We start from the raw sequence: 24,196 nt of genomic DNA on the forward strand, positions 1-24,196 counted from the left end.
GGACCGGGACAAGAAACGGGGCAAGAGGGGACAAAGCGATGACGAAAACGATCGCCGATCGACGTCGCAAGCTGCGGATCGCGCTCGCGCTGACGGGGCTTTCCGTCATGCTCGGCGCCTGCAACACCACCGGTGACATCGTCACCCAGACAGTGCCGACCGACTATCGCCAGCGCCACCCGATCGCGGTGCAGGAAGCCAAGAAGTCGATCGTGATCTTCGTCGGCAAGGCGCGCGGCGGCCTCTCCACCGCGCAGCACGCGGACGTCGCGGGCATTGCCAGGGACTGGGTGCGCGAAGGCACCGGTTCCGTCGTCGTCGACGTGCCGAGCGACGCTGCGAATTCGCGCGCCGCGGCGGCGACCTATCACGAGATCCGGTCGGTGCTCGCATCCGGCGGCGTGCCGTCGCGCGCCATCGTCCAGCATCCCTATCGCCCCGAGGATCCCGGACTGCTGCCGACCATCCGCCTGAGCTATTCGAAGATCGCCGCGGTCGCCGGCCCCTGCGGACTGTGGCCGGAAGACGTCGGTCCGAACATCCTCGACCCCGGCTACAACGAGAACCGGCCGTACTTCAATCTGGGCTGCGCCAGCCAGCGCAACCTCGCGGCCATGATCGACAACCCCGCCGACCTCGAGCAGCCGAGGGCGGAGACGCCTGCCTACACCGCACGGCGCGAGATCGCCTTCGAGCGCTACCGCAAGGGCATGGCGACCACGACCATGTATCCCGAGGCCGAAAAGGCCAAACTCAGCGACACCGGCAAATGACAAGTTTTCACGACGACGAAGAAGCGGACGACCCGCGGCACCCCGAGGACCACATTGCGCCGGTTCCTCGCATCTCGGTACAGGCCTTTTGCGAGACCGAGCAGACGCTCGCCGCGATCACCGCGGCCGGGCAGGATCGCCGTCTCGCCAAGGCGCATCTCACCGCCAAGGGCGGCGGCCTTGCCGCGGCCATCGAAGTCTATGACACGATGCCGACGCCGAACGTCATCGTGATCGAATCCGACGGCACACGCGATATCCTCGAGGGCCTCGACGATCTCGCCGGCGTCTGCGATCCCGGCACCCGCGTGGTCGTGATCGGCAACCCCAACGACACCGCGCCCTATCGCGAACTGGTCCGCCGCGGCGTCAACGACTACGTGGTGGGACCGGTCGAAACCCTCGACGTCGTCCGCTCGATCTGCAGCCTGTTCTCGGCGTCGGAAGCCATCATCACCGGCCGCGTCATCGCGGTGGTCGGTGCCAAGGGCGGCGTCGGTGCGTCCACGGTCGCGCACAACGTGGCCTGGACCATCGCGCGCGACCTCGCGCTCGATTCCGTCGTGATCGATCTCGACCTCGCCTTCGGCACCGCCGGCCTCGACTACAACCAGGACCCGGCGCAGGGCATCGCCAACGCGGTGCTCTCGCAGGACCGGCCGGACACGGCGCTGATGGAGCGCCTGCTCGCCAAATGCACCGAGCGCCTCAGTCTCCTCGCCGCGCCCGCAACGCTCGACCGCGTCTACGATTTCGGCGCCGAAGCTTTTGATGCGATCTTCGACACGCTGCGCATGACGACGCCCTGCATCGTGCTCGACGTTCCCCACCAATGGTCGGGCTGGACGCGCCGCGCGCTCGTCAATGCCGACGATATCGTGATCGTGGCCGAGCCCGATCTGGCCAATCTGCGCAACACCAGGAACATGCTGAGCGTGCTCAAGGCGGCACGGCCCAATGACCGTCCGCCGCTGTACTGCATCAACCAGGTCGGCATGCACAAGCGCGCGGAGATCGACGTCAAGGCGTTCGCCAAGACCATGGAGAGCCAGCCGATCGCGGCGATCCCGTTCGACTCGAAACTGTTCTCGACCGCGGCCAATAACGGCCAGATGATCGCGGAAGTCTCCAAGAACCACCGCACCACCCTTCTGTTCCAGAACATGGCGAACCGCCTCGCCGGGCGCGGCGAGGTGAAGAAGCCGAAGCGCTCGCTGCTCGGGCCGCTCCTGAAGAGGCTCAAGGGCAGGGCGGGTCGCGGTTCAGCTCCGCATCGCAAGGTGTCGTAAGGGCGAAAGCGTTTTCGAGCGAAGTGAATACCGGGTCGCGCCAGGACAACGCGTCAAAAAAAAGAATCCAGACGAGGGCGGGCTATTTGTCCGCCCGCTGCTGCTTCTTCGCCAGCAACTGCCGCAGCGCCGTGACCTTTGCCGCGGCCTGATCCGGCGGCAGGTCGGCCTTCACGATGGTCTCGGCCTCGGCCTGCTTTCCCTGCAGTCCCACGACGAGCGCCAGATTGGCGCGCACGCGGGAATCGGCGCGATTGCGCTCATAGGCGCGGCGCAGCGTTTCCTCGGCCCGCGGCAGATTGTTCTGGAGCATGTAGGACAGGCCGAGATTGGACAGAACCTGCGGCTCCTCGGGCACGATCTTCAGCGCTGCCGAATAATATTGCTGCGCCTCTTCGTTGCGACCGAGCTGATCGAGCGCCGCGCCTTGCGCCGACAGGATGCGCCAGTCCGGATCCTCAGGCGTATGCGCGCGGCTCAGCACGTCGAAAGCCTGCTGGAAATTACCGCTGTCGGCGAGCGCGCGGCCGTAGCCGGCGAGCAGCGCCTTGTTGCTGGGATGGGCGAGCACGGCCTGCTCCATCACCGCAACCGCCTGGGCGCGCTGGCCGGTCTCGCGCAGCGCCATGCCATATTCGAGCACGACGTTGGGATCGGAAGGCTTGGCGCGATAGCGCTCGCGAAGCGCGTCCATGTCCGGCTTCGGATCGGCCCTGCCAGCCGTTTCCGACTTGCCACCGAGCGCGCCGGTGATGTCCTCCAGACTCGTGGTCTGGCAGCCGCCGAGGGCAAGCATCACGAGCGCGGAAAGCAGGAATCTCGCCGGCGGAGAGGCAAGGGACGAACGCTTGGGCATACTCTGATCACTCGGCGACTGATCAGCGATGCTTACCGATTAACGCTAAAGTCCAGTTAAGGAACCCGGCCCGTCCGGCTCAATCGGTGAACTCGGCGCCGAATTCGCAGCCGATGCGCCAGCGCAGGCGGCATTGGCGGGAATAATCGGGCGCGAAGATGATGGTGAATTGCGGCGGCACTTCCAGAAACTCCGCCACCACTTTCACGCCGCCATCCGAGATATCCGTGATCGTGCAATCCCTCGGCAGCGAGCCCGCGCCAAAGTGAATCTTGGCGAGCCGAGTGCACACCCGTCGTTCGCTTCTGCGGCGATTTGCAAGCATTTGAATTGTTCACCCGTTAGATCACGGCCCATCCCGCAGCTCTAGGAGTAGCGAACATTCGTTGGGATGTGCTGATGAGAGCCGCTCGCATTCGAGGCGTAGTGTCTGCGTGATGTTTACGACCGGTTAGGGTTTTCCGGGCCCTCGGGTTGTTCTCGTATTGTTCTTGCAAGAAAGATCGGGCTCTGCTACCCCTAATTGTACGAGAGGGCAGGCTGGTTCGGGCATGGTTCAGCGGGTTTCTACCGTCGCCTTTGAGGGGATCGAGGCCCGCGCGGTCGACGTGCAGGTGCAGGTCGCGCCCGGCCTGCCGGCTTTCGCCATCGTCGGCCTGCCCGACAAGGCGGTGTCGGAGGCACGGGAGCGCGTCCGCTCGGCGCTGATCGCCTCGGGGCTGGCGCTGCCGGCGCGGCGGATCATCGTCAATCTGGCGCCCGCCGACCTGCCCAAGGAGGGCAGCCATTACGACCTGCCGATCGCGCTCGGGCTGATGGCCGCGATCGGCGCGATCCCGCCGGATGCGCTGACCGGTTTTACCGTTCTCGGCGAGCTCGGTCTCGACGGCTCGATCGCGCCGGTGGCCGGCGTGCTTCCCGCCGCAATCGGCGCCAATGTGCGCGAGGAAGGCTTGATCTGTCCGGCAGCCTGCGGCTCGGAAGCGGCGTGGGCGAGCCCGGACATCCAGATCATCGCGGCACAATCGCTGATCCAGATCGCCAACCATTTCAAGGGCACGCAGGTGCTGTCGCGGCCCACGCCGCGCGTGCACGAGGTCGCCGCCTCCCCGCTCGACCTGCGCGACATCAAGGGCCAGGAGAGCGCCAAGCGCGCGCTGGAGATCGCGGCCGCCGGCGGACATCACCTGCTCATGATCGGCGCGCCCGGTGCCGGCAAGTCGATGCTGGCGGCGCGCCTGCCCTCGATCCTGCCGCCGCTGTCGCCGGGCGAATTGCTCGAAGTCTCCATGATCGCCTCCGTTGCCGGCGAGATCGAGGGCGGCGCGTTGACCGCGCGGCGGCCGTTCCGTTCGCCGCATCATTCCGCCAGCATGGCCGCGCTCACCGGCGGCGGCATCCGCGCAAAGCCCGGCGAGATCTCGCTTGCGCACCAGGGCGTGCTGTTCCTCGACGAGCTGCCCGAATTCGATCCGCGCGTGCTGGATTCGCTGCGCCAGCCGCTGGAGAACGGCGAGGTCTCCGTCTCCCGCGCCAATCATCGCGTGACTTATCCGGCGCGCTTCATGCTGGTCGCGGCGATGAATCCGTGCCGCTGCGGCCATGCGTTCGAGCCCGGCTATGCCTGCAAGCGCGGCCGCATCGACCGCTGCACCGGCGACTACCAGGCGCGCATCTCCGGTCCGCTGATGGACCGCATCGATTTGCGCATCGAGGTTCCCGCGGTGACCGCCGCGGATCTGATCCTGCCGCCGCCGGCCGAGGGCTCGGCGGAAGTCGCTGCGCGCGTCGCAGCCGCGCGCGACATCCAGCTCGCGCGTTACGCGGATGCGGGCCTGCCGTATGTTCGCACCAATGCCGAGGCGCCGGCCTCGGTGTTGCAAGACGTCGCCAAGCCGGATGCGCAAGGCGCCAAATTGCTGCGCGATGCCGCCGAGACCATGCGGCTGTCGGCGCGCGGCTATCACCGCGTGCTGCGGGTGGCGCGCACGCTCGCCGATCTCGACGGCGCCGAGAAGATCGGTCGGCTGCATCTCGCCGAGGCGCTGTCCTACCGCGCACTCGCGGAGGATGTGCGGCAGATGGCCTGATCCTTCCGCGCATCAACCCGGCGGTAACGAGTTTCCTTTACGCTCTGCAAACCATAAGGCCCAAGCGTTCCCAGTACGAGTCCACACCGGGCCGGGCGAGTAGAGTGTCATGTTGCGTTTCAAGATCCTGGCCTCGGTTGTTCCCCTGCTGGCGGCCGCGGTGTTCGCCCGCGGCGAGATCGGATCGGTCTCGCATCCCTGCATCGCGCTGGGCGAGACTTCAGTCGAGCTGACATCCCTGTTCTGGACGGCCGGCGTCCATATCGCCTTCACCGACGATCTGTCGCGGGCCACGGTGCGGGTTCAGATCACCGACGATCCGGACGCGGCGGACTTCGCGGTCGTGGACGACGGTCTCGGCTCCGAACCGGACTCCTGTCAGGCCAATCCGGTGACGCGCCTCGTCACGATTGCCGCGGAGCCGGTCGACGGCGGTCCGGTGATTTACCTGTCCACCGACGGGCCGGCCGATTATCGAATCTATGTGCGCTCCAAGACCTTTTCGCAGCGCGAGGCCGCGGCGCTGATCGTCGGCGCCAATGGCGGCCACCGCCCGCTCCCGCTCCAGGCCGCCTCGCTCTGAAGCGTTAACACCTCGTCAACCCTGTTTGGAGGCCGAACCAAAGCCTCAAGCTGTTCGCAAGGTCGGCGAGACATCGTCGCAATTGGCGACGCGGGGTTTCGGAGCAAGAGTCGGGGTCGATGGCGATGGATCGGACGTTCCGGATCAAGGTGCGCATGCGCCGCTTCAGGCGACAGCATCCCCGCATCGCGTTCGCGATTCGCTCCTTCATGATCTTCTCGGCGACGTTCGGCGGCGCCTATGGCTTTGTCTCCGGCAGCCGCTCCGAGAACTCCGGCTACGATCCCAATACGTTTGCGGTCGGTGCGAGCTTCCTGTTCGCGCTCGCCTGCCTCGGCCTCGCCACGCTCAGCATGCGGCTGCGCTTCGTCAACAAGCGGATGCGTAAGCTCGCCGCCCACAACGAGACGCTGATCGACCGCAATTGGGAACTGAAGGAGGCGGAGGAACGCGCGCGCAGCCTGTTCGAACAGCAGGGTGACCTGATCGTGCTGCGCGACCACCAGGGCCGCATCACCTTCGCCAACGACGCCTATTGCGCGCTCGCAGGACAGGCGCGCAACGTGCTGGTCGGCACGCGTTTCGATTTCGACGTCCTCGAGCAGGGCGACAGCGCCCGCGAAAGCAACGGCACGCGCATTCACGACCAGAGGATCACCACCCCGCACGGCGCGCGCTGGATCGCCTGGCGCGAGGGCTATGTCCGTCTCGATGCCGGCCAGCCCGCCGAACTGCAGAGCGTCGGACGCGACGTCACCGACCGCACCGAGACCGAGCGCGCGCTGTCGGACGCGCGCGACCAGGCCGATGCCGCCAACCGCGCCAAGTCGCGCTTCCTGGCGATGGCCTCGCATGAGATCCGCACGCCGCTCAACGGCATCATCGGCATGGGCGGCCTGTTGCTCGACACCACGCTGACGCCGGAGCAGACGACCTATGCCAGGGCGGTGAAAACCTCCGGCGAAGCGCTGATGGCGCTGATCGAGGAACTGCTCGACTATTCCAAGATCGAGGCCGGCAAGCTCGATCTCGACCAACGCCCGTTCGCGCTCTCGACCATGATCGAGGAGATCACCGAGCTGCTCGCGCCGCGCGCGCAGGCAAAGACGCTCGAGATCGCCGCCTATGTCGACGAGCGCCTGCCGCTCGAGGTCGTCGGCGATGCCGCGCGGTTGCGCCAGGTGCTGCTCAACCTCGCCGGCAACGCCATCAAGTTCACCGCGACCGGCGGTGTCGCGCTGATCGTCGAACCCGGCATCTGGCCGAACGAGATCAGTTTTCTGGTGCGCGACACCGGCATCGGCATCGCCCCCGAGGCGCGAACGCGCATCTTCCGAGAATTCGAGCAGGCCGACGAGCGCGTCGCCCGCACCTATGGCGGCACCGGGCTCGGCCTTGCCATCAGCGAACGCATCGTCAAGCGCATGGGCGGCCGCATCACCCTGGAGAGTGAGCCGGGCAAGGGTTCGACCTTCGAGGTCGCGATCCCGCTTCCGCCATCGCAATCCGGCGCGGGACAGACGGCGTTCCCAAGCCCCGACCTCACCGGCAAGTCGATCCTCCTGATCGCCGACGGCATCGAGGCCTCGCTGATCGCGCGGCGGCTGGAGCGCTGGGGCGGACAGATCTGCCTCGTCTCGGATGGAGCCGTCGCAGAGGCGCTGCTGCCGGAGCGCTCATGGCATGCGGTGCTGGTCGATCGTGCGATCGGCGCCGCCATCGCCGACCATCTCGGCGAGGTCGCGCGCAAGCATGCGACGCAGCGGCTGGTGCTGCTGACGTCGAGCTCGCGTCACGAGACATTTTCAGCTTCCTTCACGGGCTTCCTGATCAAGCCGCTGCGCGCGGCTTCGCTCGCGGCGCGTCTCGCGCTGACGCCGGAGGTCGCCTCGCCCGAACTGGCGCCGGAGCCGCCGACCGCCTCCCCCGCCGGCGTCGTAACGGCAACGGGCCTGTCGATCCTCGTCGCCGAAGACAACGAGATCAACGCGCTGCTGATGCGCTCGCTGCTGACCAAGCTCGGCCACCGCGTCGTCATCGCCGTTCATGGCGAGGCGGCGCTGGAATCCTGGCTCGCCGCGTCATCCGCCGGCACGCCCTACGATCTCGTGCTGATGGACATCCAGATGCCGCAGCTCGACGGCATCGAGGCGACGAAACGCATCCGCACGCATGAGGCCGCCAAAGGCGGCCACCACACGCCGATCCTCGCGCTCACCGCCAATACGCTGGTGGAGGATCGCTATGCCTGTTTCGAGGCCGGCATGAACGGGTTTCTGATCAAGCCGCTCGATCGCGACAAGCTGGACGAGGCGCTGGCCGGGCTGGCGGCGGCGCGGCATCTGGCGGTGTAGGAAGGTCTCTCCTCCGTCATTGCGAGGAGCCCTTGCGACGAAGCAATCCAGAATCCCTCCGCGGAAAGATTCTGGATTGCTTCGCTGCGCTCGCAATGACGATGTGGCTGCAGGCGTGCGCCAAACACCAATGCCGTAGGGTGGGCAAAGCCAACGGGTCGCGCGAACGCGCGCCCGATGACAGGCTCCGCGTGCCCACCATTCACGTTCACAATGGAGATGGACGGTGGGCACGGCGCTTCGCGCCTTTGCCCACCCTACGATACCACGGCACCGCGGCCTACAGCCGTCGCAGCGCCACGCTTGCCACGGTGTGGTCGGCGCCCTTCTTCAGGATCAGCGTCGCTCGGGGGCGGGTCGGCAGGATGTTGTCTTCGAGATTGGCGAGGTTGGTGCGTTCCCAGATCGCGATTGCGGTGGCGGTGGCTTCCTCGTCCGACAACAGCGCATAGCGGTTGAAGTAGGATTTTGGATTGGTGAAAGCGGTGTCGCGCAGCGCCAGGAAGCGCTTGATGTACCATTGTCGCAGCGCCGCCTCGTCGGCGTCGATATAGACCGAAAAGTCGAAGAAGTCGGAGACGACGGGCACCGCCTTGCCGTCGCGCGGCAGCTTGCCGGTCTGCAGCACGTTGACGCCCTCGACGATCAGGATGTCGGGCTGGTCGATCTCGGCCCACTGGTTCGGCACGATGTCGTAGGTCAGATGCGAATAGACCGGCGCGCGTACGTGGCGGCGGCCGGCCTTGATGTCGGAGAGGAAGCTGAGCAGCAGCGGCAGGTCGTAGCTCTCCGGAAAACCCTTCTTCTGCATGATGCCCTGCCGCTCCAGCACGGCGTTGGGATACAGAAATCCGTCGGTGGTGATCAGTTCAACCTTCGGACGCGGCGACCAGCGCGCCAGCAGCGCCTGGAGCACGCGGGCCGTGGTCGATTTTCCGACCGCAACCGAACCGGCGACGCCGATGATGTAGGGCATCTTGCGGTCGCGGATGTTGAGGAACTGGCGTTCCGCGTAATACAGGCGCTGCATCGCATCGACATAGATCGACAGGAGGCGCGACAGCGGCAGGTAGATGTCCTCGACCTCCTGCAAGTCCAGGCGATCGTGCAGTGAGCGCAGCCGGTCGAACTCGCCGGGCTCCAGCGTCATCGGCGTGTCGTCGCGCAGTCGCGACCACTGCTCGCGCGTATAGACGCGGTACGGATTATACTGCTGCTCGGGTGCGCGGATATCCATGACGCGACCTTTCCGTTGGGATCTACTAACCCTTGCGGGACGCCTTTTCTTCCAATCCGGACATATTCGTCCGCTTGTCCAGCGCGGCCTCGACCTCCTCCAGCTTTACGCCGCGGGCCTTGAGCAGCACAAGGAAGTGATAGAGCAGGTCGGCACTTTCAGCGATCAGATGCGCGCGATCGTTTTCGACTGCTGCGATTACGGTTTCGACTGCCTCCTCGCCGAACTTCTTGGCGCAATGCTCGGCGCCCTTGTCCAGGAGCTTGCGGGTATAGGACGCCTCGCCGCCGGCCGCCGCGCGGGCGTCGATGGTGTCGGCCAGATCGTGGATCGTGAAACGCGACATCGGAATTACTCGAAAACACACAAGGCCACGGAGGCCATTCCCCGCAGGCCTATGTAGCATTTTTATGATCGGGAGTCGTCAGGCATCGAGGCGCATGGCCAGTCCGCGCCGGGCCATGTGCTCCTTGGCTTCGCGAATGGTGAATTCCCCGAAATGGAAGATCGAGGCGGCCAGCACAGCCGTGGCGTGGCCGTCGCGGATCCCGTCGACGAGATGATCGAGATTGCCGACGCCGCCCGAGGCGATCACGGGAACGGGAACGCTGTCGGCGATCGCCCGGGTCAGCGGGATGTCGAAGCCCTGCCGGGTGCCGTCGCGGTCCATGGAGGTGAGCAGGATTTCACCAGCACCGAGCGAGACCACTTCCTGGGCATATTCGATGGCATCGATGCCGGTCGAGTTGCGCCCGCCATGGGTGAAGATCTCCCAGCGATCGCCGCCCGGACGCTTGACCCGCTTGGCGTCGATCGCGACCACCACGCACTGTTCGCCGAATTTTTCGGCGGCTTCCTTGACGAACTCGCGCCGCGACACCGCGGCGCTGTTGATCGAGACCTTGTCGGCGCCGGCGCGCAGCAGCGTCTTGATGTCGTCAACCTTGCGCACGCCGCCACCGACGGTCACGGGCATGAAGCAGGCCTCCGCCGTGCGCCGGACCACGTCCAGCATGATGCCGCGGTTCTCATGGGTCGCGGTGATGTCGAGGAAGGTGAGCTCGTCAGCACCGGCGGCGTCATAGGCGATCGCGGCTTCGACGGGATCGCCGGCATCGCGCAGGTCGACGAAGTTGACGCCCTTGACGACCCGGCCGTCCTTGACGTCGAGGCAGGGGATCACGCGCACCTTGAACATGTGTCGGCTCCTAGGCGGTGCGCGCGTTGCGGATCAGGGTGAGGGCGGCGGCGGGATCGAGCCGGCCGTCGTAAAGCGCGCGGCCGGCGATCGCGCCGGCGAGCTTCCTGGCGCGCGGCGTCAGCATCGCCTTGACGTCCTCGATCGAGGCGAGGCCGCCGGAAGCGATCACGGGAATCGAGATCGCATCCGCCAGCGCGATGGTCGCATCGAGGTTGAGGCCCTTGAGCAGGCCGTCGCGCGCGATGTCGGTGAAGATGATGGCGGCGACGCCTGCATCCTCGAAACGCTGCGCGATTTCCAGCACCGTCACCTGCGAGGTCTCGGCCCAGCCTTCGACGGCGACCTTGCCGTCGCGGGCATCGAGCCCGACCGCGACGCGGCCGGGGAATTTCCTTGCAGCCGCCTTCACCAGTTCAGGGTCGCGCACCGCGGCGGTGCCGATAATGACGCGGGTGATGCCCTTGTCGAGCCAGCCTTCGACGGTCGCAAGATCGCGAATGCCGCCGCCGAGCTGCACCGGGATCTTGATCGTCTTGAGCATCGCCTCGACCGCCTGCGCATTCACCGGCTTGCCGGCAAAGGCGCCGTCGAGATCGACGACGTGGAGATACTCGAAGCCCTGTTCGACAAAGCTCTGCGCCTGCGCTGCGGGATTGAGGTTGAACACGGTCGCACGCGCCATGTCGCCTTGCTCGAGGCGCACGCACTGGCCGTTCTTGAGGTCAACAGCGGGAAAGAGAATCACGGTTTCCATCGCAAAAAGTTCGAGATCAGGGCCAAGCCGAAACGCTGGCTCTTCTCGGGGTGGAATTGGGTGCCGATGGCGGTGTCCTTCGCGACGATCGCGGTGACGGGTCCACCGTAGTCGGCGCGCGCGAGCACGTCCGCTTCATTGGCAGCGTTGAGGTGGTAGGAGTGCACGAAATAGGCGTGCTGCCCCTTGGGGCCGAGCGGCAGCCTGTCCAGCACCGGATGCTCGCGCAGCAGGTCGAGCGTGTTCCAGCCCATGTGCGGGATCTTCAGGCTCTCGTCGCGCGGCATGATCTTCTCGACGTCGCCGCCGACCCAGTTCAGGCCCTCGGTGATGACGTGTTCCTTGCCGCGGCTCGCCATCAGCTGCATGCCGACGCAAATACCAAAGAAGGGCCGCGCCTTGACGCGCACCGCTTCGGTGATCGCCTCGACCATGCCGTTGACGGCATCGAGCCCGCGCCGGCAATCGGCGAAGGCGCCGACACCGGGCAGCACCAGACGGTCGGCGCCGTAGGCCTGATCCGGATCGCTGGTGACGAAGACCTTTTGCGGAATCTCCAGGCTGCGCGCGGCGCGCTCGAACGCCTTGGCGGCGGAATGCAGATTGCCTGAACCGTAATCGATGATCGCGACGCTCATCTTGACCCTCCCGGTTCTGGAAACAATCCAATGATGCCGCCCGACGGCAGCGGTGGCGGATTCGAGAATTGCTGACCCGGCACATTGCGGGTTGGCGGCGGGCCGCCGCGATCGACGGCCCATTGATCGTTGACGATGCCGCGCTGCTTCTGGCTCCAGCGCTCGAAGAACCGCCGCTCGGCGGTGTCCTCGTCGTCGGAGATGACGACGTCGAGCTGGCGCCACTTGCCGCGCGACAGCGTCCAGCGGCGCAGGCTCGAGGCCTCGAAACCCATCAGCACCGCGATGATCATATTGGCCAGGAAGATCGAGCTGCGGCCAACGCCGAGGCTATGCAGCCCTGCATCGAATGCAGCCAGGAAAATCACCCAGCCGATCAGCGCCAGCCAGAGCCTGTTCCAGAGCAGCCAGAACGGGCCGAGAACCATCGCCCAGAAATGAAAACCGTCGCGCACGAACACGAACTTGTCGGTCGCGCGCAGATCGGCTCCGGCAGGGGAGGGAGCATGAACTGTGTAGACAGGCATGGTGATGCCCCGTTCCTAGGAATTCAGTGATACCGCAAGCGGCGCGTGCCGCGGGCCGAAAGACGTCAGCCGCCGAGCGAGCCCTTGGTGGACGGGATTTCGCCCGCAGCCTTCGGATCGATCGCGACGGCCGTGCGCAGCGCCCGCGCCAGGCCCTTGAAGCAGGACTCGGCGATATGGTGGCTGTTATCGCCATATAGGGTCTCGACGTGGAGAGTCACGCCGGCGTTCATGGCGAAGGCCTGGAACCACTCGCGCACCAGCTCGGTATCGAACTCGCCGATCTTGTCGCGGGGGAAGTCGGCCTTGAACACCAGGAACGGACGGCCCGAGATGTCGATGACCACGCGCGACAGCGTCTCGTCCATGGGCATGTGCACGCCGGCATAGCGGGTGATGCCCGCCATGTTGCCGAGCGCCTGCTTGACCGCCTGGCCGAGCGCGATGCCGGTGTCTTCGGTGGTATGGTGATGATCAATGTGCAAATCGCCGACCGCCTTGACCGTGAGGTCGATGCGGGAATGGCGGGCGAGGAGATCGAGCATATGGTCGAAAAAGCCGATGCCGGTCGCGATATTGGACACGCCGGTGCCATCGAGGTTCACGGTGACCTCGATGTCGGTTTCCTTGGTCTTGCGCTTGATCGTCGCGGTGCGCATTGAAAAGCGGTTTCCATTCTGGTTTTGGACCGAAAACGGCGGTCTTTTAACAGTCAAATGACGCCTTCGCTACTGCGGGAACGGCTGGCCGGGCCTCTACTTCTGCCTATGGTGAGCGAAATGGGCCCGGAGCGGCCCGTTGTACGGTCGGTCCCGACCGCCTAAATCAGGTCCGACAACGAGGTATTTGATGCAGGATTCCCAGAACAGCGCGCCGGGCTGGCACGGCACCACGATTTTGACGGTCCGCAAGGGCGGCAAGGTGGTGATCGGCGGCGACGGCCAGGTCTCGATCGGCCAGACCGTGATCAAGTCCAACGCCAAAAAAGTGCGAAAACTCGGCAAGGGCGACGTCATCGGCGGCTTTGCAGGCGCCACGGCCGACGCCTTCACGCTCTTTGAGCGGCTGGAATCCAAGCTCGAGCAGTATCCGGGGCAGCTGACCCGGGCCGCGGTGGAGCTCGCCAAGGACTGGCGGACCGACCGCTATCTGCGCCGCCTGGAGGCCATGATGATCGTGGCCGACAAGGACGTCTCCCTGGTGCTGACAGGCACTGGCGACGTGCTGGAGCCCGAGGCCGGGGTCATGGCGATCGGCTCCGGCGGCAATTACGCCCTGGCCGCTGCGCGGGCCTTGATCGACACCGACAAGGATGCCGAGACCATCGTCCGCCGCTCCCTCGATATCGCCGCCGACATCTGCGTCTACACCAACCGCAATCTGACCATCGAAAGCCTGGCGACCGGCTAGGCCAGACCGAACAGGACATGGCGCCCGCCTACACCTTCCGCCCGATGAGCCCGGCCGATTTGCCGCTGATCCGGCGGTGGCTGGGCGAGGTGCATGTGCGGGAGTGGTGGGGCGATCCGGACGAGCAGTTCTTGCTGGTGAGCGGCGATCTCAATGAGCCGGCGATGGACCAGTTCATCGTGTTGGCTGGCACCCACCCGTTCGGCTATCTTCAATGCTATCGCCTGACAGCCTGGAATACCGGCTTCGGGCCGCAACCGGAGGGCACCCGTGGGATCGACCAGTTCATCGGCGAAAGCGACATGATCGCGCGCGGCCACGGCTCCGCGTTCATCCGCCAGTTCGTCGACGGCCAGTTGCGGCAGGGCCTGCCACGCATCGTCACCGATCCCGATCCGCTCAACGCACGTGCCGTGCGCGCCTATGAGAAGGCCGGCTTCGTCCGCGACCGCATGGTCGAGACGCCGGACGGGACGGCGCTTCTGATGGTGCGCGAGCTGTGACGCTGACCAGCACGCACGAGAGCAAGGTCGCCGTACCGCCATTGGCCTGGGTCGGCATCGCACTGCTGCTGCTGGCGCTGCAGGCCTCGATCCTGTTCGCGATGGGGCGGGTGCCGATCTGCACCTGCGGCTATGTAAAGCTCTGGCATGGCGTGGTGAACAGCTCCGAAAATTCGCAGCACATCACGGACTGGTACACCTTCTCTCACATCCTGCATGGCTTCCTGTTCTACGGCTTGACCTGGCTGCTGTTCGCGCGCCTGCCGTTCCTGCAACTGTCCTGGCCGGCACGGCTGATCGTCGCCATGCTGATCGAAGGCGCCTGGGAGATCGTCGAGAACTCGCCCTTCATCATCGAACGCTACCGTGCCGGCACGATCTCGCTGGATTATTTCGGCGACAGCATCGTCAATTCGATTTCTGACAATCTGGCCATGATGATGGGGTTCCTCGCCGCGCGCGTGCTGCCTGTACCCGTGACCGTCCTGCTCGGGCTCGCCTTCGAAATCATGCTGGCGCTTCACATTCGCGACAATCTGACGCTCAATATCCTGATGCTGATCCATCCGATCGACGCCGTGAAGCAATGGCAATCGGGTCCGCCCATCATCTGACGTAAAATGCGGCTTGTCCCGACCCGCATCTGATCCTAGCTAAGGTCCCATGACAGACTTCTCTCCCCGCGAAATCGTCTCCGAACTCGACCGTTTCATCGTCGGCCAGGCCGATGCCAAGCGCGCCGTCTCGATCGCGCTGCGTAACCGCTGGCGGCGGCAGCAGCTCTCCGGCTCCTTGCGCGAAGAGGTACTCCCGAAGAATATCTTGATGATCGGCCCCACCGGCGTCGGCAAGACGGAGATCGCGCGACGGCTCGCCAAGCTCGCGAATGCGCCGTTCCTGAAGGTGGAAGCGACGAAATTCACCGAGGTCGGCTATGTCGGCCGCGACGTCGAGCAGATCGTGCGCGATCTCGTCGAGGTCGCGATCGCCCAGGTGCGTGAGCGCAAGCGCAAGGACGTGCAGGCCCGCGCGCAGCTCGCCGCCGAGGAGCGCGTGCTCGACGCGCTGGTCGGCGCCAATTCCAGCCAGGCAACGCGCGAATCGTTCCGCAAGAAGCTGCGCGCCGGCGAGCTCAACGACAAGGAAATCGAGATCGAGACGCAGTCCTCGGGCGGCGGCATGCCGATGTTCGAGATTCCCGGCATGCCCGGTGCGCAGATGGGCGCGGTGTCGCTCGGCGACATCTTCGGCAAGCTGGGCGGGCGCAGCAAGACGCGGCGCCTGACGGTGGAGAACTCGCACGAGATCCTCGTCAATGAGGAATCCGACAAGCTGCTGGATACCGACCAGCTCACGCTGGAAGCGATCAGCGCGGTCGAGAACAACGGCATCGTGTTCCTGGACGAGATCGACAAGATCTGCGCGCGCGACGGCCGGGTCGGCGGCGACGTCTCGCGCGAGGGCGTGCAGCGTGACCTGTTGCCGCTGATCGAAGGCACCACGGTCTCGACCAAGCACGGCGCGGTGAAGACCGATCACATCCTGTTCATCGCGTCCGGCGCCTTCCACGTCGCGAAACCGTCCGACCTGTTGCCGGAATTGCAGGGCCGCCTGCCGATCCGCGTCGAACTGCAGGCACTGACCCGCGACGACATGCGGCGCATCCTGACCGAGCCCGAGGCCTCGCTGATCAAGCAATATATCGCGTTGCTGCAGACCGAGGGCGTGACGCTCGACATCACCGCCGACGCCATCGACGCGCTGGCCGACGTCGCGGTGGCCGTCAATTCCACCGTCGAGAACATCGGCGCGCGGCGGCTCCAGACGGTGATGGAACGGGTGCTGGACGAAATCTCCTTCACCGCCCCCGACCGCAGCGGCGAGACCGTCAAGGTCGATGCGGATTTCGTCCAGAAGCACGTCGGCGACCTCGCCAAGAACGCGGATCTGAGCCGGTTCATTTTGTAATTCGGCGCTGCCGCGCTATTGATGCCGCTGTCGTCCCTGCGAAAGCAGGGACCCATAACCACCAGCGGCTCTCGTTGAAACAGATGGCGACCACGATCCCGGCTCGAACGACTTCCTGTGGTTATGGGTCCCGGATCTGCGCTCGCTGTGCTCGCTTGTCCGGGACGACGGCGGAGGTAGATCGCGTCAGTTCGGGTGCGGCGTGATCGCTCAGATTCAAAAAAATCCCTGGCGTCTCCTGCTCGCGATCAACGCGGCGGTCATCGTCGGCGTGTTCGTCCACAAGATCCAGCTGCCGCCTTACGTCCCCTACATCCACCTCCTCGTCGACTATCATTTCGGCTTCATCAAGCGGGCGCTGATCGGCGCCATCGTCGCGCTGTTCACGGACAAGGTGCCGGTTTGGCTGGTGTTCGCGCTCGGCGGGGCGACGTGGCTGGTGACGCTTGGGCTGTACGCCAGATTATTTCAGAAGACGTTCGGCTTCACCGAGAGGACGCTGCCGCTGTTCGTCTTCACCGCGGGCTCGCCGTTCTTTCTCAAGAACTTCATGCACACGCTCGGCCATTTCGACATCTATGGCTGCGCACTGACGATCATCCTGCTGCTGATGCCGGCGGGCTCGCTGCTGTTCGTCGCAACGGCCGCGCTGTTCTCGATCGTCCTCGTGCTGATCCACCACATTCATCTGCTGATGTATGTGCCGACGATCATCACCATCGTCGTGATCAGGCACTACCTCACGCATGGCGTCACCAGAGCGAATGTCGTGTTCGGTTTGGTCGCGCTGCTTTGCGTGAGCGCGCTGTTCTTCGCGGCGCAATTCCTGGGAACGATGCCGATCCCGGAAGCGGATTTCGTTGCCTACCTGAAGACCCGGATGGCTGATCCGGCGCGAACCGACCTGCTGCAATTCGCCTACATCTGGTACCAGCCGCTGGCGAAGGAGGTTTCGGATACCTGGGGCCGCCTGCCACACAACATCCTCGGCGTGCCGGTGTTTGCCCTGCTGATCTGGCTGCACACGCCACTCTGGCGCTGTTTTGCCGGCCTGATCGGCGCGCTCGCGAACGACCTGCACCGGCGCCTCGTCGTCACGGCGCTGATCGGCATCAGCCTCGCCTATCTCGTGATGTTTGCGATGGTGTTCGACTATTCGCGCTGGATCTCGAACTGGGCGGTCTGCCTGTTCCTGATCCTGCATGCGGTGAAGATGCTGCCGGCCAAATACAATGCACCGCTGATCGCGTCGGAGGATCGGAAGACAAATATCTTCGGCCTGATCATCACACTGATCCCGCGCGTCGGAATCGTCCGGCCATTCTAATACCTCGCCCGGCGTATCCGCACATAGAGCGCGCCCTCGCCGCCGTGGCCGATATGCGCCTCCTCGAAGCCGACGACGAAGGCGCGGAATTCCGGCAGGCTCAGCCATTCCGGCACCTGGCGGCGGAGCACGCCGCTTTCGCCGCCGCTCCGTCCCTTGCCGGTGATGACGAGCACGAAGGTCAGGCCGTCGTGATGGGCGCGGTGTAGGAAGCCGGTCAGGGCCCGGTGGGCGCGTATCTGGGTCATGCCGTGCAGATCGAGCCGCGCCTCGATCTCGCTGCGGCCGCGCGACAATTTTATGCGCTCGCGCTTGCCCAGCGGTGCCAGCGGCGGCATGGCCGGCTTTGCCACGCGCACAGCCGGCGCAGCAGCGATCGGCCGTGGCGACGGTGCAGATCGCGTAGCCGGCGCTGCCGGTGAAGGCTCGGTGCGCGGCGGGGCGTGTGTCTTTGCCACGCGATGCTTCCGCAGCGGCTTGATCTGTTTTGCGACCGCATCCCACAGCGCGCGCTCCTCCTCGCTCAGCGCACGGCGGCGCGGCGAGGGACGAGGCTCCAGCACGGGCGGACGGGACGATCGCTTCATTGCTGCCGATGGGGACGATTCTTGACCGGCCGCCGCGGCTCCTGAACGGGCTCTATCACGGGACGCGGCACCGGCAACGGGACCGGATTGGCAACGGCGACGGTCTCACCCTTACCTTGCGCCACGGCTGCGGCCGGAGCCGCCGGCTTGGTCTGATCCTTGGGCGAATCCCTGGCAGGATCGGTCTGCGGAAACAGCCTTGCGATCTTCTCCGAGGGACGCGGGTCCGGCACCGGCAACTTCGCGGCGCGCACCGTGGGATCGAGGCCCTTCGGCACCAACATGACGAAGTGCATGGGATGGCGCAGCCGTCCCGAGACGCGGCCGGCATCCGCGCCGGCGCCGAAATAGAGATCGGCACGGGCGGGGCCGATGATGGCCGAGCCGGTGTCCTGCGCGATCATCAGCCGGTGGAACGGCGTCTTGGAGCGTTCGGAATCGATCGGCAGCTCGCCCTCGATGAAGAACGGCGTGCCGTAGACGTGCAGCGCCTTGTCGACCGCGATCGAGCGGCCGGCGGTCAGCGGAATGCCCTGCGCACCCACTGCTTCTTCCTTGTCGGACAGATTGACCTCGCGGAAGAAGATGTAGGAGCGGTTCTGGCGGCGCAGATCCTTGGCGCCATCGGGGTTCTGCGCCATCCACTCCCTGATCTTCTGCATCGACATCTCTTCCTTCGGAATGATGCCGCGCTCGATCAGGACACGACCGACGGCCGTGTAGGGATAGCCGTTATAGGCGTCGTAATTCAGCCGGACCGTGCCGCCGTCGTCGAACTTGATCCGCGCCGAGCCCTGGATCTGGGCGAACAGCAGATCGGTCGGGTCCTTCAGCCAGGCGATCTCCAGCCCGCGGCCGGCGATCTTGCCGTCCTCGATCTCGCCGCGATCGTAATAGGGCACCAGCTTGCGGCGGCCGATCTTGCGATAGACCGGGCCCTTGTTGGGCAAGCTGACCGAGTCCTGCTTGTAGCCGCGCACGAACAGGTTCGACGGGCGACGATAGACCGGCACGTTGAAGGCGTCGGTCTGCGTCCGCGATCCCTCCAGCACCGGTTCGTAATAGCCGGTGACGAAACCGTCGGGCTCGCCGAGGCGCGAGATCCGCAGCGGCGCGAAATTCTCCTCGAAGAAGGTCCTGGCTTTGCCGTCGTCGGTGAGCTCGAGCGACTTGGCGGCCCGGCAGGGCTCGCTCAGCGAGCCGCCAAGCGCCTTCGGTTCGGCCGCACCGGTCTGCGCGTTGATCGTCCGGCAGCTCGCGCGGAACGTCTTGTAGGCGGCCAGATGGTCGTCGTCGCTCCAGCCTTTCACGTCCGTCCAGGTCAGCGGCAGATATTGCGCACCGGGGATTTCGAACGGCAAAGGGAGCTGCGGATAGGGCAAGGCGCGCGGCGGGGCGGCGGCAAGTGCCGGGAGATGATGGTGATGGCTGCGATAGTGACGCCGCGCCGCTTCGGCGCCGAGCGAAAACGACGACAGCACGACGGCACCTGCGCAAAGCGCCGTCGCGCTGTTCTTCAGGAAATTCTTAATTCGCGCTTCCGGTGCCAACCAGCTTCCAGTTTGGATCGCGAGAGGTGATATCGCGGGCGAAGGTCCAGATGTCGGTGATGTCGGCGACCGTGTCCGCACTACCGTCGACGATATTGCCACTCTTGTCGCGGGTGGCCGAGATCATCTGCGAGACGAATCGTATGGTGAGCTGAGCCGTGCGGTCGCGCAGCTCGGCGCCGACGAGCTCGGCCTTGTCGATCGAGACGAAACGCGTCTCGGTCTTCTGCTCATACTTCTCGCGTTCCTTGATGGCGGCGTCGAAGCTGTCATAGACCTCCGACGACAGCAGGTCGCGCAACGCGCGGCGGTCGCCATTGGCAAAGGCCAGCACGATCATCTCATAAGCGCCGCGGGCGCCCGAGATGAAATGGCGCGGATCGAAGGTGGAATCCTTGTCGACGATGGCGTCGAGACCCTGGGCGAGCGCGGTGCCCGGCTCGGTCAGGCCCTTCCAGCGATCGGAGGGCGGGGCCGGCTCGGCGGTCGGCGCCAGCGGGGCCTGATCGATCACCTTGCCCGGCATGGTCACGACGTTCTTGTCCTGGGCACCCCCCAGCGCATTGCGGGCGGCGGTGCGGTCGAACGGCGGCCGCTCGTTACCCGTCCGCTGTCCCAGCACACTGCGCAGCCTCAGAAAGATGAAGACCGCCAGCGCCAGGAAGATGATGGTGTAGATGTCCACGTCGTATTCGCTTTCTGGTCTTCGCTGAAAGGGGCCGTCTCAGGTCGTCGCCGGGAAAATCAATCCGGCCAGTAGACCGTTCCATACGGGAACGGCAAGTCTACATCACCATTTTAGGTCCGCGCGTCTGGTCCTCGGGATGTAGGCACGAAATCTTGCCCGGCCAATGGCGCCTTTTGGCACAGCGCCGAGTGTAGCGCGTTTTATGCTTAAGGGGAAACCCGATCCTGCCCGGAAATCGCGCATCTTCAATCGTTTAACGCGCGATTTCGTCAGGAGGGCCGGGTGAACGTCACAATTGCGGGGGCGGCGCGGATACCCGATCCGGGGCCGTTCGTCCTTGTGGAGTGAGGCGGCCCTATGTTAGCCAACCGCCGCGAAATTCAGCCCAAATCGGGTAAGGAGAGACTCTCATGACCAACGGCAACGGCACCCCTCCCGAGGCGGCCCATGCTGCCCAGCTCAACGTTCTGGCGCAGTATATCAAGGACCTTTCGTTCGAGAATCCGAACGCGCCGACCTCGCTCCAGCAGCAGGGCCAGCCGCCCCAGATCAACATCCAGATCAATGTCAGCGCCATCAATCTCAGCGAAACCGAGTTCGAGGTGACGCTGTCGGTCGAGGGCAAGGCCGAGACCGCCGGTAAGATCATGTTCTCGTTCGAGCTCGCCTATGCCGGCGTGTTCCGCATCACCAACGTGCCGAAGGAGAATTTGCATCCGCTGGTCATGATCGAGTGCCCGCGTCTGCTGTTCCCGTTCGCCCGCGAGATCATCGCGACCGCCGTGCGCGACGGCGGGTTCCCGCCCCTGATGCTGGATCCGGTCGACTTCGTCGGTCTCTATCGTCAGAACATGGAGCGGCAAATGGCCGCTCAGCAGACGAGCGGTCAGGCCTAAACAGCCGGAGGGGCGGCTGGAGCGGGCAGGAACTCGTTCCAGATCGCCTTGTCGCCGAGCGTTGCGATGAAGGCCCGATGGGCCTCGCGCTCGGCATCGGAAATCCGCGGCGCGAGCGGCACGGTCCGCTGCCGCCGCGGCACATCGCCAGCCGCATTACTGCGAATGTCCTCGCCTTCCGAAGCGAGGAGCAATTGCGATTGCCGCGCCCCGACCAGATCGACATAAACTTCGGCCAAGAGTTCGGCGTCGAGCAGCGCGCCGTGCTTGGTGCGGTGTGAATTGTCGATCGAATAGCGCGAGCAGAGATCGTCGAGCCGGTTCGACACGCCCGGATGCTTGCGCCGCGCCAACAGCAGCGTATCGACCAGCCGCTCGCGCGGGATCGCGACACGTTTGACCTTGTCGAGCTCGGCGTTGATGAAGCCGATGTCGAACGAAGCGTTGTGGATCACCAGCGGCGCATCGCCGATGAACTCCAGAAACGCGTCGACGACCTCGTGGAAGAGCGGCTTGGTCGACAGGAACTCGGCCGACAGCCCGTGCACCGCAAAGGCTTCCGCCGGCATGTCCCGTTCGGGATTGATATAGACGTGATACGTCTGGCCCGTCGGCATACGGTTGAAAATCTCGACGCAGCCGATTTCGACCAACCGATCGCCGCGGAGCGGATCGAGGCCAGTGGTTTCGGTGTCGAGAACGATTTCACGCATGATCAAGAGGCCGTGTGAGGCAGCGAATCAGGCTCGCCGCTGCGGCATCTTAACGACCTCGGCCAGAATGTGCGTGATTTGGGCGCGCACGGGTTCAAGTCCGTGTGACGTATCCACTACGAAATCGGCCCGCTTGCGCTTCTCGGCATCCGGCGTCTGCTTGGCGATGATCGCGTCGAGCTTAGCCTCGTCCATCGTGCCGCGCTCCAGCACACGCTTGCGCTGGAGTTCCGGCGAGGTCGACACCACGACGACGGCGTCGACCCGCTTCTCGCCGCCGGTTTCGAACAGCAGCGGGATATCCAGGACCACGACGGGCGCCTTGGCTGCTTCCGCATCGGCGAAGAATTTTTGCCGGGAGGCGCCGAGCATCGGATGGACGATCTGCTCGAGCTGCTTGATCGCGGCCGGATCATGCACGACGCGCGCGGACAGTTTTGGGCGATCCACCTTGCCGTTCGCGGTGGTGCCGGGAAAGGCGGCCTCGATCGCGGGCGCAGCCTCGCCCTCGTAGAGCTGATGGACGGCGGCATCGGCGTCGTAGACGGGAACGCCGGCCTCCGCGAACAATTTCGCGGTGGTGGATTTTCCCATCCCGATCGAGCCGGTCAGTCCAAGGATCCGCATCAGCAGGCAGCCGTTTCTGTCATTCACACAGCAACTAGCCGTTCGCGCCGCAGGAACGCAAGCAACGGCAGCAGCGGCAGGCCGAGAATGGTGAAATGGTCACCCTCGATGCGCTCGAACAGATGGCAGCCGAGACCTTCGAGCTGATAGGCGCCGACGCTGGTCGTCACCGCATCGCCGGCGGCGTCGAGATAGGCGGAAAGCTCCGTCTCGGTCATCGGCCGCATGGTCATGCGGGCCACCGAAACATCCTCGAAAACGATCTTGCCATCTCGCGCCACGGCCACCGCGGAATTCAGCGCGTGGCTTTTGCCGGCGAGGTCGAGCAATTGTGCCATCGCCTGTGCGCGGCCTGCGGGCTTGTTGAAGAGACGCTCGCCGAGAGCCAGGGTCTGGTCGGCACCGATCACATAGCTCCCTGGATGACCAGCCGAGACCGCCTTGGCCTTCTCACGCGCCAGCAGCAGGGCGATGTCATGCGGGCCTGAAAGCTTCGAGGCTGCCTGAATGCCGCGCTCGTCGATATCGGCCGTAATCGCCTTGAACTCCAGTCCGGCACTGGCCAGCAGCATCTTTCGCGCGCTGCTCTGCGAGGCCAGTATCAACGGAGTTTCGCCGCGCCAGAGAGACATCGCCGAAACTATCCCGTGGGCCGGTTGCGCTGGCGATCACTGTAGAGCTTCATAATCGCCGCGGCGGTTTCCTCGATCGATCGCCGCGTGACGTCGAGCAGCGGCCAGTCGTGCTTGGCGCTCAGCTTGCGCGCGAACGCGACCTCGTCGGCGACCGCCTGCCTGTCGGTATAGGTGTCGCCGCTGGTATCGGCACCCATCGAGAGCAGGCGGTTCTGGCGCACCTGGATCAGGCGTTCCGGCGTCGCATGCAGGCTCACCACCAGCGGCCGCGTCAGGGTCTCCAATTGTGCCGGCACCGGAATGCCCGGAACCAATGGCACGTTGGCGGTGCGGATGCCGCGATTGGCCAGATAGATCGACGTCGGTGTCTTGGAGGTGCGTGAGACGCCGACGAGCACCACGTCGGCATCGTCGAGGCCTTCGACATGCTGTCCGTCGTCGTGGATCATCGTGTAGTTCAGCGCGTCGATGCGCTTGAAATATTCCGCATTGAGGACGTGCTGGGCGCCGACGCGGCCCGTGGTCGCGGCGCCGAGATAGGCTTCGAACAACTGCATCACCGGCCCGATGATCGACAGGCTCGGAACGTTGATCTGCTTGCACTTGTCCTCGAGCCTGGAGACGAGATCCTTCTCCAGCAGCGTGAACAGCACGATCCCCGGCGCCTCCTCGATCTCGTCGAGCACGCGATCGAGCTGCTTCTGGCTGCGCACCAGGGGATAAACATGCTCGACCGGGGTGACGTTGGCGTACTGCGCCGCGACGGCGCGCGCGACGGTGATCAGCGTCTCTCCGGTGGAGTCGGAGACCAGGTGGAGATGGAAATAATTGTTCGAGGTCGGCACAAAAGCCCTTTGTATGGAGGCGGTGTGGTTTGTGGATTTCTGTGGACCTTAACCCCTCGGAAAGGGTTGCGCGACACCAGGGGCGGGACAAGTGCCAATTTTCTTCACACCACTGCCCATCGGAACAAGTCCGGCGACCCGTTGA

Annotated in this window: 27 protein-coding genes; 11 read left to right on the forward strand and 16 right to left on the reverse strand. The window is 65.0% G+C overall.

Annotated features, from left to right (window positions below; all coding sequences use genetic code 11):
• Positions 1 to 38 precede the first annotated feature (38 nt).
• Both IVB46_RS32050 and IVB46_RS32055 read left to right on the forward strand, forming a co-directional pair.
• Complete coding sequence (locus tag IVB46_RS32050) at positions 39 to 773, forward strand: CpaD family pilus assembly protein (protein ID WP_247306392.1); 735 nt, start codon at positions 39 to 41, stop codon at positions 771 to 773.
• Positions 770 to 2,062 carry an AAA family ATPase gene (locus IVB46_RS32055; protein ID WP_063980258.1) on the forward strand — a complete coding sequence of 431 codons (1,293 nt, stop codon included), beginning with the start codon at positions 770 to 772 and terminating at the stop codon, positions 2,060 to 2,062. The genes IVB46_RS32050 and IVB46_RS32055 overlap by 4 nt, the downstream gene beginning before the upstream one ends.
• Positions 2,063 to 2,144: 82 nt before the next feature.
• Here IVB46_RS32055 and IVB46_RS32060 read toward each other — a convergent pair whose 3' ends face one another.
• Both IVB46_RS32060 and IVB46_RS32065 read right to left on the reverse strand, forming a co-directional pair.
• Positions 2,145 to 2,918, reverse strand: a complete 774-nt coding sequence (locus IVB46_RS32060) for a tetratricopeptide repeat protein (RefSeq protein ID WP_247306395.1) — start codon at positions 2,916 to 2,918, stop codon at positions 2,145 to 2,147.
• Between the two features lie 79 nt (positions 2,919 to 2,997).
• Positions 2,998 to 3,243 (reverse strand): PilZ domain-containing protein, encoded by a 246-nt coding sequence (locus tag IVB46_RS32065; RefSeq protein WP_027534981.1) that lies wholly within the window; start codon positions 3,241 to 3,243, stop codon positions 2,998 to 3,000.
• Positions 3,244 to 3,469: 226 nt separating this feature from the next.
• Between IVB46_RS32065 and IVB46_RS32070 the strand changes: the two genes are divergently transcribed.
• The 3 genes from IVB46_RS32070 (at position 3,470) to IVB46_RS32080 (ending at position 7,945) form a co-directional block, all read left to right on the forward strand.
• On the forward strand, positions 3,470 to 5,008 hold the full coding sequence (locus tag IVB46_RS32070) for a YifB family Mg chelatase-like AAA ATPase (protein WP_247344252.1): 1,539 nt from the start codon (positions 3,470 to 3,472) through the stop codon (positions 5,006 to 5,008).
• Positions 5,009 to 5,117: 109 nt separating this feature from the next.
• On the forward strand, positions 5,118 to 5,591 hold the full coding sequence (locus tag IVB46_RS32075; protein WP_247306428.1) for a hypothetical protein: 474 nt from the start codon (positions 5,118 to 5,120) through the stop codon (positions 5,589 to 5,591).
• Positions 5,592 to 5,710: 119 nt separating this feature from the next.
• The gene (locus IVB46_RS32080; protein ID WP_247306433.1) at positions 5,711 to 7,945 is read left to right on the forward strand and encodes an ATP-binding protein; all 2,235 of its coding nucleotides are present in this window, start codon (positions 5,711 to 5,713) and stop codon (positions 7,943 to 7,945) included.
• A 280-nt stretch (positions 7,946 to 8,225) separates the two neighbouring features.
• Here the strand turns inward: IVB46_RS32080 and coaA are convergent, their stop codons facing one another.
• From coaA to hisB, 7 genes are all read right to left on the reverse strand, one after another.
• Positions 8,226 to 9,182, reverse strand: a complete 957-nt coding sequence (gene coaA / locus IVB46_RS32085) for a type I pantothenate kinase (RefSeq protein WP_028150152.1) — start codon at positions 9,180 to 9,182, stop codon at positions 8,226 to 8,228.
• Between the two features lie 25 nt (positions 9,183 to 9,207).
• Positions 9,208 to 9,528 (reverse strand): phosphoribosyl-ATP diphosphatase, encoded by a 321-nt coding sequence (locus IVB46_RS32090; protein WP_028150153.1) that lies wholly within the window; start codon positions 9,526 to 9,528, stop codon positions 9,208 to 9,210.
• A 78-nt stretch (positions 9,529 to 9,606) separates the two neighbouring features.
• Positions 9,607 to 10,380: an imidazole glycerol phosphate synthase subunit HisF gene (gene hisF / locus IVB46_RS32095; protein ID WP_028150154.1), complete on the reverse strand. Its 774-nt coding sequence runs from the start codon at positions 10,378 to 10,380 to the stop codon at positions 9,607 to 9,609.
• 10 nt (positions 10,381 to 10,390) lie between these two features.
• Positions 10,391 to 11,128, reverse strand: coding sequence for a 1-(5-phosphoribosyl)-5-[(5-phosphoribosylamino)methylideneamino]imidazole-4-carboxamide isomerase (hisA, locus tag IVB46_RS32100; RefSeq protein WP_247306926.1), 738 nt, complete (start codon positions 11,126 to 11,128; stop codon positions 10,391 to 10,393).
• Positions 11,125 to 11,775: an imidazole glycerol phosphate synthase subunit HisH gene (gene hisH / locus IVB46_RS32105; RefSeq protein WP_028150156.1), complete on the reverse strand. Its 651-nt coding sequence runs from the start codon at positions 11,773 to 11,775 to the stop codon at positions 11,125 to 11,127. The genes hisA and hisH overlap by 4 nt, the downstream gene beginning before the upstream one ends.
• Positions 11,772 to 12,302 (reverse strand): DUF2628 domain-containing protein, encoded by a 531-nt coding sequence (locus IVB46_RS32110; RefSeq protein WP_028150157.1) that lies wholly within the window; start codon positions 12,300 to 12,302, stop codon positions 11,772 to 11,774. Before IVB46_RS32110 ends, hisH begins: the two co-directional genes overlap by 4 nt.
• Positions 12,303 to 12,367: 65 nt before the next feature.
• A complete protein-coding gene (gene hisB / locus IVB46_RS32115; RefSeq protein ID WP_247306436.1) occupies positions 12,368 to 12,961 on the reverse strand; it encodes an imidazoleglycerol-phosphate dehydratase HisB in 594 nt (197 codons plus the stop codon).
• Between the two features lie 190 nt (positions 12,962 to 13,151).
• On the opposite strand from hisB, the gene hslV reads away from it, so the two are divergent.
• From hslV to IVB46_RS32140, 5 genes are all read left to right on the forward strand, one after another.
• Positions 13,152 to 13,712: an ATP-dependent protease subunit HslV gene (gene hslV / locus IVB46_RS32120; protein ID WP_028150159.1), complete on the forward strand. Its 561-nt coding sequence runs from the start codon at positions 13,152 to 13,154 to the stop codon at positions 13,710 to 13,712.
• Positions 13,713 to 13,729: 17 nt separating this feature from the next.
• On the forward strand, positions 13,730 to 14,215 hold the full coding sequence (locus IVB46_RS32125) for a GNAT family N-acetyltransferase (RefSeq protein ID WP_247306438.1): 486 nt from the start codon (positions 13,730 to 13,732) through the stop codon (positions 14,213 to 14,215).
• The gene (locus IVB46_RS32130; RefSeq protein WP_247306441.1) at positions 14,212 to 14,829 is read left to right on the forward strand and encodes a DUF2585 domain-containing protein; all 618 of its coding nucleotides are present in this window, start codon (positions 14,212 to 14,214) and stop codon (positions 14,827 to 14,829) included. Before IVB46_RS32125 ends, IVB46_RS32130 begins: the two co-directional genes overlap by 4 nt.
• A gap of 49 nt (positions 14,830 to 14,878) precedes the next feature.
• On the forward strand, positions 14,879 to 16,183 hold the full coding sequence (hslU, locus tag IVB46_RS32135; RefSeq protein WP_063980271.1) for an ATP-dependent protease ATPase subunit HslU: 1,305 nt from the start codon (positions 14,879 to 14,881) through the stop codon (positions 16,181 to 16,183).
• A 202-nt stretch (positions 16,184 to 16,385) separates the two neighbouring features.
• Positions 16,386 to 17,510 carry a hypothetical protein gene (locus tag IVB46_RS32140; RefSeq protein ID WP_247306443.1) on the forward strand — a complete coding sequence of 375 codons (1,125 nt, stop codon included), beginning with the start codon at positions 16,386 to 16,388 and terminating at the stop codon, positions 17,508 to 17,510.
• Here the strand turns inward: IVB46_RS32140 and IVB46_RS32145 are convergent.
• Genes IVB46_RS32145 through IVB46_RS32155 form a run of 3 tightly spaced genes read right to left on the reverse strand, consistent with a single transcriptional unit; the run spans position 17,507 to position 20,332 of the window.
• Positions 17,507 to 18,097 carry a Smr/MutS family protein gene (locus IVB46_RS32145; protein ID WP_247306448.1) on the reverse strand — a complete coding sequence of 197 codons (591 nt, stop codon included), beginning with the start codon at positions 18,095 to 18,097 and terminating at the stop codon, positions 17,507 to 17,509. The two genes, IVB46_RS32140 and IVB46_RS32145, sit on opposite strands and share 4 nt — an antisense overlap.
• Positions 18,094 to 19,647, reverse strand: coding sequence for an MltA domain-containing protein (locus IVB46_RS32150; protein ID WP_247306469.1), 1,554 nt, complete (start codon positions 19,645 to 19,647; stop codon positions 18,094 to 18,096). The genes IVB46_RS32145 and IVB46_RS32150 overlap by 4 nt, the downstream gene beginning before the upstream one ends.
• The gene (locus IVB46_RS32155; protein ID WP_063980275.1) at positions 19,625 to 20,332 is read right to left on the reverse strand and encodes a Tim44/TimA family putative adaptor protein; all 708 of its coding nucleotides are present in this window, start codon (positions 20,330 to 20,332) and stop codon (positions 19,625 to 19,627) included. Before IVB46_RS32155 ends, IVB46_RS32150 begins: the two co-directional genes overlap by 23 nt.
• Positions 20,333 to 20,745: 413 nt before the next feature.
• Here IVB46_RS32155 and secB point away from each other — a divergent pair, with 413 nt between their 5' ends.
• On the forward strand, positions 20,746 to 21,231 hold the full coding sequence (gene secB / locus IVB46_RS32160) for a protein-export chaperone SecB (RefSeq protein WP_247306472.1): 486 nt from the start codon (positions 20,746 to 20,748) through the stop codon (positions 21,229 to 21,231).
• Here the strand turns inward: secB and dnaQ are convergent.
• Genes dnaQ through IVB46_RS32180 form a run of 4 tightly spaced genes read right to left on the reverse strand, consistent with a single transcriptional unit; the run spans position 21,228 to position 24,051 of the window.
• The gene (gene dnaQ / locus IVB46_RS32165) at positions 21,228 to 21,944 is read right to left on the reverse strand and encodes a DNA polymerase III subunit epsilon (RefSeq protein WP_247306475.1); all 717 of its coding nucleotides are present in this window, start codon (positions 21,942 to 21,944) and stop codon (positions 21,228 to 21,230) included. The genes secB and dnaQ overlap by 4 nt on opposite strands.
• Positions 21,945 to 21,971: 27 nt before the next feature.
• A complete protein-coding gene (gene coaE, locus IVB46_RS32170) occupies positions 21,972 to 22,571 on the reverse strand; it encodes a dephospho-CoA kinase (RefSeq protein WP_028150168.1) in 600 nt (199 codons plus the stop codon).
• Positions 22,572 to 22,594: 23 nt separating this feature from the next.
• The gene (locus IVB46_RS32175) at positions 22,595 to 23,203 is read right to left on the reverse strand and encodes a Maf family protein (RefSeq protein WP_247306479.1); all 609 of its coding nucleotides are present in this window, start codon (positions 23,201 to 23,203) and stop codon (positions 22,595 to 22,597) included.
• An 8-nt stretch (positions 23,204 to 23,211) separates the two neighbouring features.
• Entirely contained in the window at positions 23,212 to 24,051 is an 840-nt protein-coding gene (locus IVB46_RS32180; protein WP_028150170.1) for a pyruvate, water dikinase regulatory protein, read from the reverse strand.
• Between the last annotated feature and the right edge of the window lie 145 nt (positions 24,052 to 24,196).

Origin of the sequence: Bradyrhizobium sp. 61 (assembly GCF_023073075.1) — a bacterium.
Classification (GTDB): domain Bacteria; phylum Pseudomonadota; class Alphaproteobacteria; order Rhizobiales; family Xanthobacteraceae; genus Bradyrhizobium; species Bradyrhizobium barranii.